This is a genomic window from Pseudoclavibacter helvolus, from assembly GCF_014191305.1.
In the GTDB taxonomy this organism is placed as follows: domain Bacteria; phylum Actinomycetota; class Actinomycetes; order Actinomycetales; family Microbacteriaceae; genus Pseudoclavibacter; species Pseudoclavibacter helvolus.
On sequence record NZ_JACHWJ010000001.1, the window covers coordinates 1,439,328 to 1,453,368 of the forward strand.

14 protein-coding genes, 1 tRNA gene and 1 pseudogene are annotated in these 14,041 nt (G+C 65.1%); 9 read left to right on the forward strand and 7 right to left on the reverse strand.

The window, feature by feature from the left end; genetic code table 11:
* Positions 1 to 27: 27 nt before the first annotated feature.
* Positions 28 to 378: a DUF2200 domain-containing protein gene (locus FHX72_RS06840; protein WP_068478787.1), complete on the reverse strand. Its 351-nt coding sequence runs from the start codon at positions 376 to 378 to the stop codon at positions 28 to 30.
* Between FHX72_RS06840 and FHX72_RS06845 the strand changes: the two genes are divergently transcribed.
* Positions 367 to 1,125: an NADPH-dependent F420 reductase gene (locus FHX72_RS06845; protein WP_276510448.1), complete on the forward strand. Its 759-nt coding sequence runs from the start codon at positions 367 to 369 to the stop codon at positions 1,123 to 1,125. The two genes, FHX72_RS06840 and FHX72_RS06845, sit on opposite strands and share 12 nt — an antisense overlap.
* An 83-nt stretch (positions 1,126 to 1,208) precedes the next feature.
* Here the strand turns inward: FHX72_RS06845 and FHX72_RS06850 are convergent.
* Positions 1,209 to 1,281 (reverse strand) — tRNA-Ala (locus FHX72_RS06850).
* A gap of 205 nt (positions 1,282 to 1,486) precedes the next feature.
* On the opposite strand from FHX72_RS06850, the gene FHX72_RS06855 reads away from it, so the two are divergent.
* The 4 genes from FHX72_RS06855 to FHX72_RS06870 all read left to right on the forward strand — a co-directional run bounded on the left by FHX72_RS06855 (position 1,487) and on the right by FHX72_RS06870 (position 5,538).
* Positions 1,487 to 2,308 (forward strand): helix-turn-helix transcriptional regulator, encoded by an 822-nt coding sequence (locus tag FHX72_RS06855; protein WP_183623837.1) that lies wholly within the window; start codon positions 1,487 to 1,489, stop codon positions 2,306 to 2,308.
* A gap of 213 nt (positions 2,309 to 2,521) precedes the next feature.
* Positions 2,522 to 3,340: an ABC transporter ATP-binding protein gene (locus FHX72_RS06860; RefSeq protein ID WP_183623839.1), complete on the forward strand. Its 819-nt coding sequence runs from the start codon at positions 2,522 to 2,524 to the stop codon at positions 3,338 to 3,340.
* Positions 3,337 to 4,173 carry a siderophore-interacting protein gene (locus tag FHX72_RS06865; protein WP_183623840.1) on the forward strand — a complete coding sequence of 279 codons (837 nt, stop codon included), beginning with the start codon at positions 3,337 to 3,339 and terminating at the stop codon, positions 4,171 to 4,173. Before FHX72_RS06860 ends, FHX72_RS06865 begins: the two co-directional genes overlap by 4 nt.
* A 261-nt stretch (positions 4,174 to 4,434) precedes the next feature.
* Complete coding sequence (locus tag FHX72_RS06870) at positions 4,435 to 5,538, forward strand: transposase (RefSeq protein WP_183623843.1); 1,104 nt, start codon at positions 4,435 to 4,437, stop codon at positions 5,536 to 5,538.
* Here FHX72_RS06870 and FHX72_RS06875 read toward each other — a convergent pair.
* A complete protein-coding gene (locus tag FHX72_RS06875; RefSeq protein ID WP_420874862.1) occupies positions 5,528 to 6,847 on the reverse strand; it encodes an ISL3 family transposase in 1,320 nt (439 codons plus the stop codon). The genes FHX72_RS06870 and FHX72_RS06875 overlap by 11 nt on opposite strands.
* Positions 6,848 to 7,002: 155 nt before the next feature.
* On the opposite strand from FHX72_RS06875, the gene FHX72_RS06880 reads away from it, so the two are divergent.
* The 3 genes and pseudogenes from FHX72_RS06880 to FHX72_RS06890 form a co-directional block, all read left to right on the forward strand.
* Entirely contained in the window at positions 7,003 to 7,518 is a 516-nt protein-coding gene (locus tag FHX72_RS06880; RefSeq protein ID WP_183623845.1) for a hypothetical protein, read from the forward strand.
* A 93-nt stretch (positions 7,519 to 7,611) separates the two neighbouring features.
* Positions 7,612 to 8,922, forward strand: a complete 1,311-nt coding sequence (locus FHX72_RS06885) for an ISL3 family transposase (protein ID WP_183623847.1) — start codon at positions 7,612 to 7,614, stop codon at positions 8,920 to 8,922.
* 24 nt (positions 8,923 to 8,946) lie between these two features.
* Positions 8,947 to 9,123: pseudogene (locus tag FHX72_RS06890) on the forward strand (transposase); the annotation flags it as partial.
* A 384-nt stretch (positions 9,124 to 9,507) separates the two neighbouring features.
* On the opposite strand, the gene FHX72_RS06895 reads toward FHX72_RS06890, so the two are convergent.
* The 4 genes from FHX72_RS06895 to FHX72_RS06910 form a co-directional block, all read right to left on the reverse strand.
* On the reverse strand, positions 9,508 to 10,428 hold the full coding sequence (locus FHX72_RS06895; protein WP_183623849.1) for a hypothetical protein: 921 nt from the start codon (positions 10,426 to 10,428) through the stop codon (positions 9,508 to 9,510).
* A gap of 43 nt (positions 10,429 to 10,471) precedes the next feature.
* Positions 10,472 to 11,593: a hypothetical protein gene (locus FHX72_RS06900; protein ID WP_183623851.1), complete on the reverse strand. Its 1,122-nt coding sequence runs from the start codon at positions 11,591 to 11,593 to the stop codon at positions 10,472 to 10,474.
* A 97-nt stretch (positions 11,594 to 11,690) separates the two neighbouring features.
* The gene (locus FHX72_RS06905; RefSeq protein ID WP_068478897.1) at positions 11,691 to 12,338 is read right to left on the reverse strand and encodes a GNAT family N-acetyltransferase; all 648 of its coding nucleotides are present in this window, start codon (positions 12,336 to 12,338) and stop codon (positions 11,691 to 11,693) included.
* 12 nt (positions 12,339 to 12,350) lie between these two features.
* Positions 12,351 to 13,274 (reverse strand): UTP--glucose-1-phosphate uridylyltransferase, encoded by a 924-nt coding sequence (locus FHX72_RS06910; protein ID WP_183623853.1) that lies wholly within the window; start codon positions 13,272 to 13,274, stop codon positions 12,351 to 12,353.
* A 132-nt stretch (positions 13,275 to 13,406) separates the two neighbouring features.
* Between FHX72_RS06910 and FHX72_RS06915 the strand changes: the two genes are divergently transcribed.
* Positions 13,407 to 13,985, forward strand: a complete 579-nt coding sequence (locus FHX72_RS06915; protein WP_183623855.1) for a 5-formyltetrahydrofolate cyclo-ligase — start codon at positions 13,407 to 13,409, stop codon at positions 13,983 to 13,985.
* The last annotated feature ends 56 nt before the right edge of the window (positions 13,986 to 14,041 follow it).

The window sequence follows — 14,041 nt, forward strand, 5'->3', positions numbered from 1 at the left end:
AGGCGCACGCCGCGAAGACGTGAGGCGTCAGCTGCGGAGGATCTTCTCCATGGCCTTGCCCTTCGCGAGTTCATCGATGAGCTTGTCGAGGTAGCGGATCTCTTGCATGAGGGGCTCCTCGATCTCCTCCACGCGGATCCCGCAGACAACGCCTCTGATGAGCGAGCGGTTCGGTTGCATGAGCGGCGCCTCGCCGAAGAACGCCTCGAAGTCGACGCGGCTCTCGAGCGTGCCGTCGAGCTGCGTCTCGCTGTAGCCGGTGAGCCAGCGAATGATCTCGTCAACCTCAGCCTTCGTGCGCCCCTTTCGCTCCGCCTTCGTGACGTAGTGCGGGTAGACGTCCGCGAATGCGGTCCCGTAGATGCGATGCCCGGCCATGTCTGCTCCTCGTGTTGCAGAGATTCTAGTGACGTCATCATCCGTCACGCGATGTCACACCGGAAGCAGGAGCGCATTGCCGGAGTTGTCCACGGCATGACAACTCTTGGAATCATCGGAGCAGGCAACATTGGCAGCCAGGTCGCACGTAAGGCGGTGGAGGCGGGCTACGACGTCGTCCTCAGCAACTCACGCGGACCGGAGACACTCGAGGCGCTTGTGGCCGAGCTCGGCCCCACCGCCCGCGCCGCCACCGCACTCGAAGCCGCAGCGGCCGCAGACATCGCCGTGGTGACCATCCCCTTGCATGCCTACAGCACCGTTCCCATCGAGGCACTCGCCGGCAAAATCGTGCTCGACACCAACAACTACTACCCGCAGCGCGACGGCAGCATCGCCGAGCTCGAAGACGAGTCGACAACCACCTCAGAGCTGCTGCAGGCGCACCTCCCCGAGTCGCACGTGGTCAAGGCGTTCAACCACATCGGCGCGGCCGACATCACGGCGGATGCGCGTCCGCTCGGCTCCGCAGATCGTCGCGCGCTCGTCGCGGCCAGCAACAGCGAGGCGGGGCTCGAGTTCGCCCGTGGCCTCTACGACAAGTTCGGGTTCGACACCGTCGCACTCACCCCGCTCTCCGAAGGCTGGCGTATCCAGAGGGACACCCCCGGCTACGGTGCCAAGGTGAGCAAGTCGGAGCTCGTCGAAGCGCTCGCCGGGGCAAAGCGGTACCGAGACCTCGACTGAGGCATGGTGCCGCCAGAACCGTGGCGGCACTCCTACCGATGCGAAGAGCCCGGCCGAAACTCGGCCGGGCTCTTCGCTATCAGTGGACCTAAGGAGATTCGAACTCCTGACCTCCTCGATGCGAACGAGGCGCGCTACCAACTGCGCCATAGGCCCTGACGAAGCGAAACATTACCACCAGGCTTCACCGACCGCCAATCCGACCCGCATCGAGTATGTGGCGCTGGCCGCGCCAAAAAATCCCGAATGCTTGTCGGAAATCCCCAAAAACGAAGCACCGAATCGCAGAATTCGTGTGAGCTTCTTGAGTACGCATGGATGCCTATTTGGAACGGTCCGAGGATGTGTACCATAACGGATCATGCGCACCGCCGGACTGCCACCAACGTGGCAACGTGACTCTCACACCATCGTGATCGAGCCCGACGTCTCACCGCCCCCTGCACTGCTCCCAGCCGCGACCACGCTGTCGCCGCAAGAGTACGGTCAGCCGCTCGAGTGGGAACCCCATTCCCACCCCGTGAGCCAACTGCTCTCCGTTCAGCGAGGCATCATGAAGCTCGTCGTGGAGCGGAGCGTCTGGGTTGTGCCCCCTCACTTCGCTGTCTGGGTCCCCGCCGGCACCCTCCACACGAGCAGAACCTCGGCTCACTGTGAGTTCCAGGCGACCTTCTTCTCGGAGCGCGAGTCGTTCCTGCGACCACGCGAGGCCTACGGCGTCTCGATCACTCCACTGCTCTTCGAGCTTCTCGCCCGACTGCGCGCCGTCGACCTCACGCAGGTGCAGCGTCGCAACATCGAACGAGTCCTGTTCGACAACCTCTCCCCGGCCTCCCACGACCTTCGAGTTCGCATGCCTCGCGACCGGCGCATCCTTCCGATAGCGGATGCGCTCACCACTGAGCCCGGCGACCGCAGGTCGCTCGATGACTGGGCCGAGGCGCTCGAATTCAGCAGCAAGACGCTCGCGCGAATCTTCCAGAACGAGACGGGCATCTCCTTCCACAGCTGGCGTCAACTGGTGCGGGTGCAGTCAGCGCTCGAGCAGCTCTCGAACGGAGCAAGTGTTGCTCTCGTAGCGCGATCCCTCGGCTATGCACAGACCAGCACCTTCATCGACGCCTTCAGGCGCGTCCTGAACGTGACCCCCGGCCAGTACCGGGCGCACGCCCTGGCCGCCTAACGTGCGCCGGCACGCGCTACGCAGGCACGTTCTCGGAATGCGCGTTTGCTCACTCGCCGTGCGGCACGGAATCGTGGAATACTTGGCATGAAGGCAAGCCTTGCCTGCATTCGCCAGATGCGAGATGAAGTTGGTCCACGACATGCGACACCACAGCGCGTTTCTTACCGAGAGGTCGCGTTCAACGACCGACGCCTCTAAGCGCGGTCTCGCGTGAGCGGTGAGCTCCGCGCCGCCGACCTGACGGTCGCCTACGAGCAGCGAACGATCCTCGACGGGCTCGAGGTGACCATCCCATCCGGCTCGTTCACCGTCATTGTCGGGCCGAACGCCTGCGGCAAGTCGACGCTCCTCCGCTCCCTTGCCCGCTTGCTCCCCGCTGCCGGCGGAAGCGTGCTCCTCGACTCCACCGACATCCGCACACTCAAGTCCAAGGAACTCGCCAAACGCGTGGGGCTCCTCCCGCAGACGTCGATAGCCCCTGACACGATCACTGTGGCCGACCTCGTTTCCCGTGGCCGGCATCCGCACCAGGGCATCCTGCAGCGCTGGTCCCACGACGATGACGACGCGGTCGAGGACGCGCTCGAGCGCACCGGACTCACCGAGCTCGCCGACCGTAGCGTCGATGAGCTCTCCGGGGGACAGCGACAGCGGGTCTGGATCGCTATGGTCCTGGCACAGGACACGCCCGTCGTTCTTCTCGACGAGCCGACGACGTACCTCGATCTTGCCCACCAGATCGACGTCCTCGAGCTCTGCGCGGAGCTGCACCGCCAGGGCAAGACCCTCATCGCCGTGCTGCACGACCTCAACCAGGCGGCACGCTACGCAACTCATCTCATCGCCCTCAAGTCAGGCGAGCTCATCGCGGAGGGCCACCCGTCCGAAGTTGTCACAGAGGAGCTCGTTGCCGATGTGTTCGGCGTGCGAGCCCGTGTCCTGCCCGATCCCGAAACGGGCACTCCACTCGTCGTACCCCTCGCGCGGGCAGCGGTCGTGCAGCGCGCCCCGGCCACGATCCCCGCATGACAGAGCATTACACCCCGTTCCCGCCGTTCGTCACCAAGGTCAAGCGAGTCGCACGAGTCTCACCCAGCTACGTGCGAGTCACGCTCGGCGGGGACAAGCTCGAGCACTTCGCGCCGCACGGCAACGACCACCGCATCAAGCTGATCATCCAGCACCCAGACGGCACGTACGGCGACTTCGGAATCAAGGACTCTCCCCCACCGTCCCTCACGGACTGGTACACCCGCTGGCGCACGCTCCCCGACGAGCACCGCAACCCGATCCGCACTTACACGCCAAGCGCGGTTCGCCCGGCGGAACGCGAAATCGACATCGACTTCGTCCTGCACGAGCCAGCCGGTCCGGCGACTTCCTGGGCGTCGACCGCGCAACCCGGGGACGAACTCATCGTCGTCGGTCCGGACAGCCGGGCGGATGACTCAACCGGCGGCATGGACTTCCAGCCGCACGGCGCACGGCGCCTTCTCCTGGCGGCAGACGAGTCGGGTCTCCCCGCCGTCCGAAACATCCTCCAGCGCATCCCCAAGGGCACCGCAGCGAGCGTCTTCCTCGAAGTACCCACCGCGGCCGATTGCGTCCCGATGCCCACGGCTAATGGCGACGTCGTCGTCACCTGGCTTGTGCGAGGCGAACACCCTTACGGCGAGCGCCTCACGCAGGCCATCGACGCCTGGGCCATCGACACCGAGATCTCCGGCTCGTTCTACGCCTGGGTCGCGGGCGAGTCGACGACGGTGAAGGTCATCCGCCGACACCTCGTCCGGCAATGCGACCTGCCACCGAGCTCGATCACCTTCTCCGGCTACTGGAAGATCGGCAAGGCTGAGAACTGAAGCTCGTCGTCGAGGAGTTCGCTCGGCAGGCGCGGCTGCCTCGTTGCTGGGATTGATCGAAGATTGCGCGAGGATTTTTAGTTAATTGCGTTTCACAGTTAAACCGTACCTAGAATCGAACATGTATACGAATAGTGACGCATCTGAGTTCACTCCAGATCTGGGGATAACTCTCTGACGCTCCTGTGGACAGAGCGTTTCGGGATGGAAAGTTATCCAAGACCCTCTCGAATGTCGGTGGTGGTCCGTAGTGTTGGGGGCATGCAACAGCACCGCGATTCCGATCTTCCGGGCCGTGGGTTTGATCCCTCGGACCCGGCGTCGGTCGCGGCCCGTCGGGCGGAGATTCTCGCGATGGAGGAGCAGGCGGCCGCGATGATCGCGAGCGCTACTGCACTGCAGTTGCGAGCGCACGCTGCGGCGTACGACTTCGGGCACGCGTTCGATGTCGCTGACGGATGCGCGGAGTCCGCCATGCATGTCCGCTCGATCGCGGACGACGTCGCGTTGCTTGTGAAGGTGTCCTCGGGGGTCGCGCAAGGGCAGTTCGTTCTGGAAACAGTCGGCGAACTCGATTTGAGTGCTTTCTACGCGGCACATCGCGCGGATGGCCGTGGGGGTTCGGTCTACGATCCGGCAATGATGCTGGGCGTTTTAGTCTATGCCTACTGCACGGGCGAGCGTTCATCTCGACGACTCGAGAGGCGTTGCATTGAAGACGTCGCTTATCGAGTTCTCACCGCGAACCAGTTTCCGGACCACGCTACGCTTGCTCGATTTCGCCGGCGGCACCAGGCAGCGATCTCTGTCCTGTTCTCGCAAGTTCTCGGACTTTGTGTGAGAGCGGGCCTGGTGGATACCGGAGTTGTGTCGATAGACGGGACGAAAATTGAAGCGAACGCTTCGTACTTCGCGAATAAGTCTCGCGAGGAACTGGCGGCAGAAATTCTTGCGGAAGCCGAAGCTACGGATGCAAGCGAGGACGCGCAGCTCGGGGATAACCGCGGGGGTGATCTCCCGAAGGAATGGGCTGGAGGTGGCGGTCGTCGCGAGCGAATTCGTGAAGCACTGAATGAGATCGATGGCCAGCGAGGACGTGACTACGAAACACGGATGAAAGAACGCGCTGAAAAGGCGGCGGTAACCGGGAAGAAACCAAGGGGACCCGAGCCCTCTCAGACACCTGCACGCACGGCGAGCGCGCGGAAGGGCAACACGACGGACCCGCACTCGCTCGTGATAGCAAGGAAAGCGTCTGGAGTGATGCAGGGGTATAACGCGCAGGCTGCGGCAACGGTTCAGAACATAGTTCTCGCCGCCGAGGTGAACTGGCTCTTCGGACATTCGGTGGGGGTCATGGGGTGAGTCCGCCGGCGGCGAGGAGCATGCGGAGCCGGTAGTTCTCTCGGTTTCGGAAGCCGCGAGCGAGGCGACGATGCAGCTCGATGATCCCGTTGATCGCCTCGGTGCCGCCGTTGTTTGCCCGGCTGGTGGTGAAGTAGGCGAGGAACGCTGAGCGCCAGCGTCGCAGGGTGCGGCCGAGGCGTGCGATCTCGGGGATCGGGCAGGTGTGGAACGACTCGATGACCTTCTCGGCGATCCGGCGTCCCGTGGTCAGGTCTCTCTGGTGGTAAGCAGCGCGGAGTTGTTGGGCGCACTGCCATGCGACGAACACCTCGTCGTGGGCCGGGTTCGCCTCGATCGCCGCGATGAGGCGGGCCTGCTGCTTCTCGGTCAGGTTCTCCGCCCCGGCGCGGAGGATGGTCTGGATCCCGTAGAGCGGGTCGCCGGTCCGTCCGCGATGGCCGAGGGTGTCTTGCTGGACCCGGCGGCGGACCTCGTCGACCGCTTGAGTGCCGAGCTTGACGACATGGAACGCGTCCAGCACGGCGGTGGCATCTTGCAGTTTGTCGTCGATCGCGGTCTTGTAACCGGCGAACGGATCCAGCGCCGCGACCTTCACCTGCTTGCGGAATGCGTCGCCACGTGCGCTGAGCCAGGTCGCGTAGGCCTTCCCCGACCTGCCCGGCACGAGGTCCAGCAGCCGGGCCCGCGTCTTCCCGGTGCTGTCGCGGGTGAGGTCGACCATCCCGGTCAGCTCCTTCGGACCGCGCTTGCGCGGGTCGACGTGATGCCAGATGTGCTCGTCAACGCCCAGCGTTGTCACGTTCTCGAACCGGGACTCATCGGCCGCGAGCTTCACAAGCTCCGGCTCGACGGCCCGCCACACCGTCTTCCACGACGTGCCCAGCTGGCGACGCAGTCCTTCGATCGTGGCGTGTTCGCGACGCAGCTGACCGACTGCCCAGACGACCGCGCGTCGGGTGAGTACCCCACGCGGGGCGACAAGAGACGGCAGCTGTTCCACGAACGTCTGCCGTGCACAGCCCGACTCGTCACACCGCCAGACTCGCTGCCGCCACACGATTCGCACCCGTGTCATGCCGGGCACGTCATGAAGCAGCCGGCGGCGACGTCCACGGCCGGTCGCGACGGTCCCGCACGACGGGCAACCGGCAGGCGCCGCAGGACTCGAGACCGTCACGATCAGTAGTCCGTTGCGGCGGTCCACGTGCTCGACATGGACGCCCTCGAGGCCGAGCAGGAGGTCACAGCGGGAACACGGGTCAGTGGCAGAGCGCGCGTCAGCGCACACCGAAGTAGGGTGAAGCACGTCGAGGTCCTCGTGATGGATCAGGTGGTTAGCGCTTCTGATCCTCCGGGACCTCGACCCCTACCCGTCGAACCTCACCCGGCGAGCCCTACCCCCACCGAAAGTCCGAAGAGCCGGTGAACTCCTCAACAAATGACCAACCTTCTTTTGTGCCCATGACGGAAAGTGTCAGCCGTAATCTGAAACTCGCAGAATCCCTCACGCCAGTTGGCGTTTTCGTTGCCGATGCAGGCTACTGGACGACCGCGAACGGAACTACAGACGTTGGGGCCGACGTCCTCATCGCGACACGGAACCCGACCTGGAGAACGAAAGAGAAGCCAGACGATGACAAACTCATCGTGCTCGCGAAAGTCAATCGCGGTGAGCTCACGCAGCGGGCGGCGGGAGAAATTCTTGGTGTATCCCATACCTGGGTTCGGGATATGACCAAGCGTTACTTCGGGTCGCAAGGACAGAAAGTAACTCGGAACCGGGAACCGGAACCGAGCGAATGGATTCCCGTTGTCCAGCGAGTAAACTCCGGTGAGATATCGCGAAGGGCAGCAAGAGATGAATTACAAGTTTCTGAGAGCAGGGTGATCGCTATGCTCGCCCACGTTCGCGGCGATGCGATAGAACCTGGAATAGCTCGAAAATCAATGAACGATAAACTGGCTCATCGCGTTTGAGAGTGTAGGAGTGGGGTAGCGCGTCTTTGCGCTGGTAGAGGTCGAGGTCTCCCAGGATGGAAGTTCCTACACACCCATCCGAGAGACCTCGACATGCGTAACGCTACCCTCCAGTCGCCGAACCTCACGACCTTCTGCCGTCTTGACGACCTCGGGCTGGAGGTGACCGGGCAGCTCGTGACGCACGAGCGAACGGTCCTCATGTGCCGGGTCGTTGAGGCCGATGACTGGTGTCACCGCTGCGGCAGCCAGGGGAGGCTGAGAGACTCGGTGACGCGCAGGCTCGCGCACGAACCTTCCGGATGGCGACCTACTGTGCTCCTGCTCCAGGTGCGCCGCTACCGGTGCGAGCACTGCAAACACGTTTGGCGGCAAGACACGACCGCCGCGGCCGCACCTCGCGCGAAGCTCTCCCGAGCCGCGCTGCGATGGAGTCTGGTCTCGCTCGTGTGTCAGCATCTCTCGGTCGCGCGAGTCGCTGAAGCGCTTGATGTGTCTTGGGACGCCGCGAACCGCGCCGTCCTGGCCGAAGGGCATCGCTTGCTCATCGACGATGAGCGCCGTTTCGAGCACGTCACCACGATCGGGGTCGATGAGCATGTCTGGAGACACACGCGACACGGAGACAAGTACGTGACCGTGATCATCGACCTCACCCCGATCCGCGCCAAGACAGGCCCATCCCGCCTTCTGGACATGGTCGAGGGCAGATCGAAGGCCGTGTTCCGGGACTGGCTCGAAGCCCGCCCCGACGCATGGCGCACCGGTGTCGAGATCGTCGCGATGGACGGGTTCACGGGCTTCAAGTCCGCCGCGGTCGAACAGCTCCCAGACGCGGTCGAGGTCCTCGATCCGTTCCATGTCGTGAAGCTGGCCGGTGACGCCCTCGATACCTGCCGGCAGCGAGTCCAGCAAGCAACGACCGGACACCGCGGCCGCACGAGCGACCCGCTCTACGGCGTCAGGCGAGCGTTGCGCACCGGGACGACGCTCCTCACTGAGCGTCAGATCGGGCGTCTCGAGAGCGTGTTCGCGAACCCCGAGCATGCCGAGGTCGAGGCTGTCTGGACGATCTATCAACGCGTGATCACTGCCTATCGAGAACCCCGGAAGCAGCTCGGGAAGACCGCGCTGCGCGCCGTGATCAATGCGCTCGCCGAGGCTACCGCGAAGACGGTCCCGGAGCTGGCAACGCTCGGCACCACGTTCAAGCACCGGGCCGCCGACATCCTCGCGTTCTTCGATCATCCCGGGAGCAGCAACGGCCCGACCGAGGCCATTAACGGGCGCCTCGAGCACCTCCGCGGTATCGCGCTCGGCTTCCGGAACCTGACCCACTACATCGCAAGATCACTCCTCGAGACCGGAGGATTCAGGCCCTCTCTACACTCTCAAACGCGATGAGCCGATAAACTCAGCGAACCCGCAAATCGAAGGGTCTACGCGAAACGTCAATACTCGATCGAGCCGGTCTTCGGGAACATCAAAGCCAACCTGGGCTACCGAAGATTCGCCGGGCGAGGACTCGCCTCAGTACAAAGCGAGTGGCGCCTGATCTGCACCGCCCATAATCTGCTCAAGCTCCATCGGGCCATCCGCGGCTAGCCCGGGCGGGTTTCCCGCGCCCCCGGGAACGCTGCCCACGAACCAGGATCGAACTCCGAAACCCAGCTCAGAATCGTTCGTGCGACAGCCTCACTTCTGCAAACACCACCACATCGTCAAACACCACACCGCCTGGAAAGTGAAACAACTCGGCGGCGGCGTCCTCGAATGGACCACCCCAAGCGGGAAGGTCTACATCAGCAGACCAGAACCCCACGGCGTGATCTTCAGACCCAGCGACGAACTGTATTGGTCCGACGGAGAGTATCGGTCCGACGAACAGAGTCGATCCGGCAACTTCCCTCGTCCGAGCCGCATGGGAAGAGCCGGGCAGGTCGAAGACGCTCCGCGCACGCGGCCCGCAGGAAGCGAGCCGCCACCGTTCTAGTCGCCGTTCGGGCCCGAGGTGAAGTTGGGTCCGCCAGTCGGCTCGGGCTCAGGAGCCTTCGTGGGCTCTGGCTCCGGGGCCTGTGACGGGGCGGGCGCCTGCGTCATCTGCGGAGCCTCGGTCGCCGGAGGCGGGGTCGCCGCGGGTGCCGTCGGCGCGGGCGCTGCAGTCGTCGGAGCTGGCGGCACGTAGGTACGCCGATTGCCGAAGTGCTCAGCCCTCGCGTCGCCGACGAGCTGCGGGATCTCGATGACAGCAGCCACAAGCGCCGGCAGATCTTGCCCCTGAGCGTTCGCACGAACGACCTCGATGAGCTCAGCCAGCCGCTCATCCGTCTCCCATTCGGACTGGTCGTACTCCTCAACCTGCGTCTCGGCCGCCGTCGCAACCCGCTGCGAGTACTCAGACACGAAGTACGGCACGGCCGACTCCATCGTCGAGGCAGCACCAGCAGCGTCATTCGCGTCGATCTGCTCGCGGGCCGTCGTCAGCAGGTCGCCCATCTTCGTCTTCGACTCGTCGGTCACGAGACCGTTCGACATGACGTAGGCAGGCTCGATCGCGTCCACTTGAGCGCTCACCGCAAGCGTCTCAGCGCTCAACACGACAACAGCCGGCTGAGCCGGGGCCGCCGTCGACGCGGCAAGCGACTCTTTGCGAACCGAAGCGAAGGATCCGATCGCGACCGGAATCACGATCACAACGACGACCAGGGCCACCGCGGCCACGAACCAGCTCAACCGGGCCGCTGCAGGCGCGGCGCGGAAGCGGGCAAAGGGACCACCGAGCACAAGGCGCGCGTTCGTCGCGCCGGTGCGGTCGAGCATCTCGTCGCCCGCCGCGAAGATTCCGTTCGGCACATCGATCGATGAGTCGTCGGTGCGCGAGAACGGGTCGCCGTCTACTGGTGTTGCCATGATCCGACCAGACTAGTGGATCGTGCGCGCACGCCGAATGCGACTAGCCGACGCGACGACGTCGCAGTGCAGCGTCGAGGTCGCCCATGCCGGGCTCAACCTCTTCGACAACGCCCATGCTCGCCCAGCGGCTCGGTCGCTTCTCAACCGGGGCGACCACAATCGGGTTCAGCACGACCTCGCTCAGCGCGGGCGAGGACTGCGCAAGACCGGCTCGGGTCGCGGCCGTCTGCGCGAGTGGCATGCCCTGCGTCGCCGCGGAGGCACGGGTCGAGAACGTCGCGATGCCGGGCTGGGCGTGCGCGTCCCGAATCTTCTGCTCGGACCTGCGAGCCGCCTCACGGAGCAGCTCGAGATGGTTGACCTTCTCCACCTCGACACCGCCACCAGGACCGTCGGGCCCTGGACGCCCGGGCGCTCCGGACTCCTCCTCGACGCTCGTCAGGGCGTCAACCGACTGACGCTCGAGATAGAGCGGCTTCGGCACAGGAACCGGAACCCAGCCGCCGAGCGGCTCCGTCACCTGCGTTGCAACGGCGGGCTGCACTTCGACGGCAGCAGCATCGCTCACAGAGAAGTCGATCGTCGCGTCGGCACGGCGCTCAGCGCGCACCTCGCGCTGCGCTGCGCCAGAGGCGCGCGCCGCGAGACGCTGTGCATTCGCGATGCGCGCAAGACGTTGCAGGCCCGCGACTCCGGCAAGCACCGTCACAACGCCAGCAACCAGCACCCACCAGACCCCAGCACTTGCGCCCAGCCAGATCCCAACCGCAGCCGCGATGAGTCCGACGAGCGTCAGCAGCGAAGTCACGAGGCGAGCGCGGCGCGTCGCACGAGCGGCCCGCTGCCGATCCTCAACAGAACGGGGCACGGCGACCGCAGGCAGAGCCCGTCGAGCCGCTTCGTCGCGCTCGCGCTCGGCGCGCTCCGCCTCAGCCTGCGCGCGCTTGATGCGCCGCTCCTGCTCGCTCACACCGCGACCATCGGCACGGACCCGTGCCTCGCCGAGGTGGCTGGTGTTCGCGAGCGTGTGCAGCGCCTGCTGCATCCGGATGGCGTTCTGCTCGGTCGCGAGGTAGTTGCGGCGGCGCACCCACGTTGGCACGAAATAGGCAAGCCAGAGCGTCACCGCCAGGGCGAGGACGAGACTGCTGCCGAACTGCATGGCGTCAACATTAAGCGCGGAGGCACCTACGGCCTCCGATTGGTGCGGAGTGTCTGAGTCGGGAATCCCGAACTTCTTCCGCGCATGGAACTGGCATTCAGCGCAAGGGCTGCGCCGTCCGCTCCCAATCGGACTGAGGCACCCGCGCTTCCGCCTCGTCAGCGGCGCCTTCACGCCACCGCCTCAGCACCCCCTGCGGAACCTCTTCCCGCACGACGCCGAAGCAGAAGTGATCCCGCCAGTCTCCGTCGATGTGGATGTAGCGACGGCGCAGCCCCTCGTAGCGGAAGCCCAGCTTCTCCACGACTCGCAGCGACTTCGCGTTCTCCGGTCTGATGCAGACCTCCATGCGATGCAGCCCGAGTCCCTGAAGGCAGTGATCGGTCGCCATGGCGGTCGCGACCGTCGCGAGCCCTTTCCCCGCGAACTCACGCGCGACCCAGTACCCCAGGGTGGCGGAGGAGAGTGCGCCGTAGCTGATGCCAGAAACCGTGAGCTGACCCGCGAAACGCCCTTCGTAGGCGATGACAAACGGCAGAGCCGTGTGCGCTGAGGCCTGCGCGAGCAGCGAGCGGATGCCGCCACGCACATCCCAGCGCCCGCCACCGCCGGGGCTCGTCGCTTCCCAGGGCTGGAGCCACTCGCGGTTCGCGAGCAACACGGACTCGAGCTCGCGCGCGTCCCGAACCCTGATGGGACGCAGCGACACCGGGCCGTGCGTCAGCGTGGGAACGGATGCGCTCATAGAAAGCGGAGTCTACTCTCCGATGGAATCGGCGAACTGCTTCAGCCACGGGCTGAGCGCGGGGCCGAGCTTGGGGTCATCGACTGCGAGTTCGACGATCGCCTTGATGTAGTCAAGCTTGTTGCCCGTGTCGAAGCGACGCTCCCGGTAGACGACGCCGACGACGCCGCCGAGCTCCTCGCGCTTCGCGGCGAGGACTTGCAGGGCGTCCGTGAGCTGGATCTCCCCACCGGCGCCCGGCTTCGTCTCCTCGAGTACCGCGAAGACCTCAGGACGCAGGAGGTACCGGCCGATGACGGCGAAGTTCGATGGCGCATCCTCGAGGGCGGGCTTCTCTACAAGCCCCGTGATCTGGATGGTGTCCGAACCAGCACCAGGCACGCCGTCTTCGACGCTCGAACCCACGTCGTAGGCGGCGACGCCGTACGACGAGATCATTGCGGGCTCCACCTCCTGCAGCGCCACCACACTCGCACCGGTCGCCTCGTGCACGGCGATCATCCGCTTGAGCAGCGAACCGGCACCCGTCATGATGTCGTCGCCGAGGAGCACCGCAAACGCCTCGTCACCCACGTGCTGTTTGGCGCGCAGCACCGCGTGCCCCAACCCGAGGGGGTCGCCCTGACGCAGGTAGTGCACGTCTGCGAGATTCGTCGCGGCTCGCACCCTTGCGAGCTTCTCCGTCTCGCCGCGCGCCTCGAGCAGCGCCTCGATCTCGGCAACCCGGTCGAAGTGGTTCTCGAGCGTGGTCTTGTTGCGCCCGGTGATCATGAGGACGTCGGACAGCCCGGCCTCGACAGCCTCCTCGACCACGTACTGGATGGCGGGACGATCGACAACCGGCAGCATTTCCTTCGGAATGGCTTTTGTTGCGGGCAGGAATCTCGTCCCGAGACCCGCAGCTGGAATAACGGCCTTAGTAATGCGCGAGGACATAGGCCGTATCGTATGGCCCGCGAATGTCATCGCGAAACGCACTTGACCTTTGCGCGTCAACTGGGCGCCGCCTACGGGTTCGCTCCCCGCTTCTCCCCAAACCAGCCGGAATGGTTTCGCTAGGCTCGAGACATGGCGACCGACGCGAAGACCGAGAAGCGTGCCCTCCGCGCCGAGATCAGACAGCGACGACGCAGCCACGGGGAGCTGCAGCTCGCCGAGCACGGCGAGGAGCTCTCGCGACATCTGCAGGGCCTCGTGGCGGCCCACGGCGCCACCCGCATCTCCTGCTACCTCTCCGGAGAATTCGAGCCGAACACGAGACCGTTCTTGAACTGGGCGAGCACGCAAGGCATCACCGTGCTCCTCCCCGTGACCCGTGAAGACGGACTCCTCGACTGGGTCGTCTCCGACGGCGAATCGGAGCGGCCCCACGAGCTCGGGTTCCCCGAAGCACTCGGCGAGCTCCTCGGCCCCATCGCGCTCGGCGACGCCGACCTCATCATCGTTCCAGCCGCGTCCGTCGACACCAGCGGCTACCGGATGGGCTGGGGCCGCGGCTACTACGACCGCACCCTCGGATCGATGGTCGGCTGTCCCCCTATCTACGCGGTCATCTACGACGACGAGCTCGTCGGCACCGTCCCCCGCGAAGTGCACGACGAGCGCGTCAACGGAGTTGTCACGCCGTCCGGCACCACACGTTTCTGACGCATTACCCCGCGGGCTCTCTGGCGCGATTATGCTGTCCTGGTCCCGAAAGCGAG

Excerpts from the sequence above, each read along its gene's own strand:
- FHX72_RS06845 (WP_276510448.1), top strand. The coding sequence starts at position 367 with ATGCCCGGCCATGTCTGCTCCTCGTGTTGCAGAGATTCTAGTGACGTC.
- FHX72_RS06840 (WP_068478787.1), bottom strand. The coding sequence starts at position 378 with ATGGCCGGGCATCGCATCTACGGGACCGCATTCGCGGACGTCTACCCG.
- FHX72_RS06855 (WP_183623837.1), top strand. The coding sequence starts at position 1,487 with ATGCGCACCGCCGGACTGCCACCAACGTGGCAACGTGACTCTCACACC.
- FHX72_RS06865 (WP_183623840.1), top strand. The coding sequence starts at position 3,337 with ATGACAGAGCATTACACCCCGTTCCCGCCGTTCGTCACCAAGGTCAAG.
- FHX72_RS06870 (WP_183623843.1), top strand. The coding sequence starts at position 4,435 with ATGCAACAGCACCGCGATTCCGATCTTCCGGGCCGTGGGTTTGATCCC.
- FHX72_RS06880 (WP_183623845.1), top strand. The coding sequence starts at position 7,003 with ATGACGGAAAGTGTCAGCCGTAATCTGAAACTCGCAGAATCCCTCACG.
- FHX72_RS06885 (WP_183623847.1), top strand. The coding sequence starts at position 7,612 with ATGCGTAACGCTACCCTCCAGTCGCCGAACCTCACGACCTTCTGCCGT.
- FHX72_RS06895 (WP_183623849.1), bottom strand. The coding sequence starts at position 10,428 with ATGGCAACACCAGTAGACGGCGACCCGTTCTCGCGCACCGACGACTCA.
- FHX72_RS06900 (WP_183623851.1), bottom strand. The coding sequence starts at position 11,593 with ATGCAGTTCGGCAGCAGTCTCGTCCTCGCCCTGGCGGTGACGCTCTGG.
- FHX72_RS06905 (WP_068478897.1), bottom strand. The coding sequence starts at position 12,338 with ATGAGCGCATCCGTTCCCACGCTGACGCACGGCCCGGTGTCGCTGCGT.
- FHX72_RS06910 (WP_183623853.1), bottom strand. The coding sequence starts at position 13,274 with ATGTCCTCGCGCATTACTAAGGCCGTTATTCCAGCTGCGGGTCTCGGG.
- FHX72_RS06915 (WP_183623855.1), top strand. The coding sequence starts at position 13,407 with ATGGCGACCGACGCGAAGACCGAGAAGCGTGCCCTCCGCGCCGAGATC.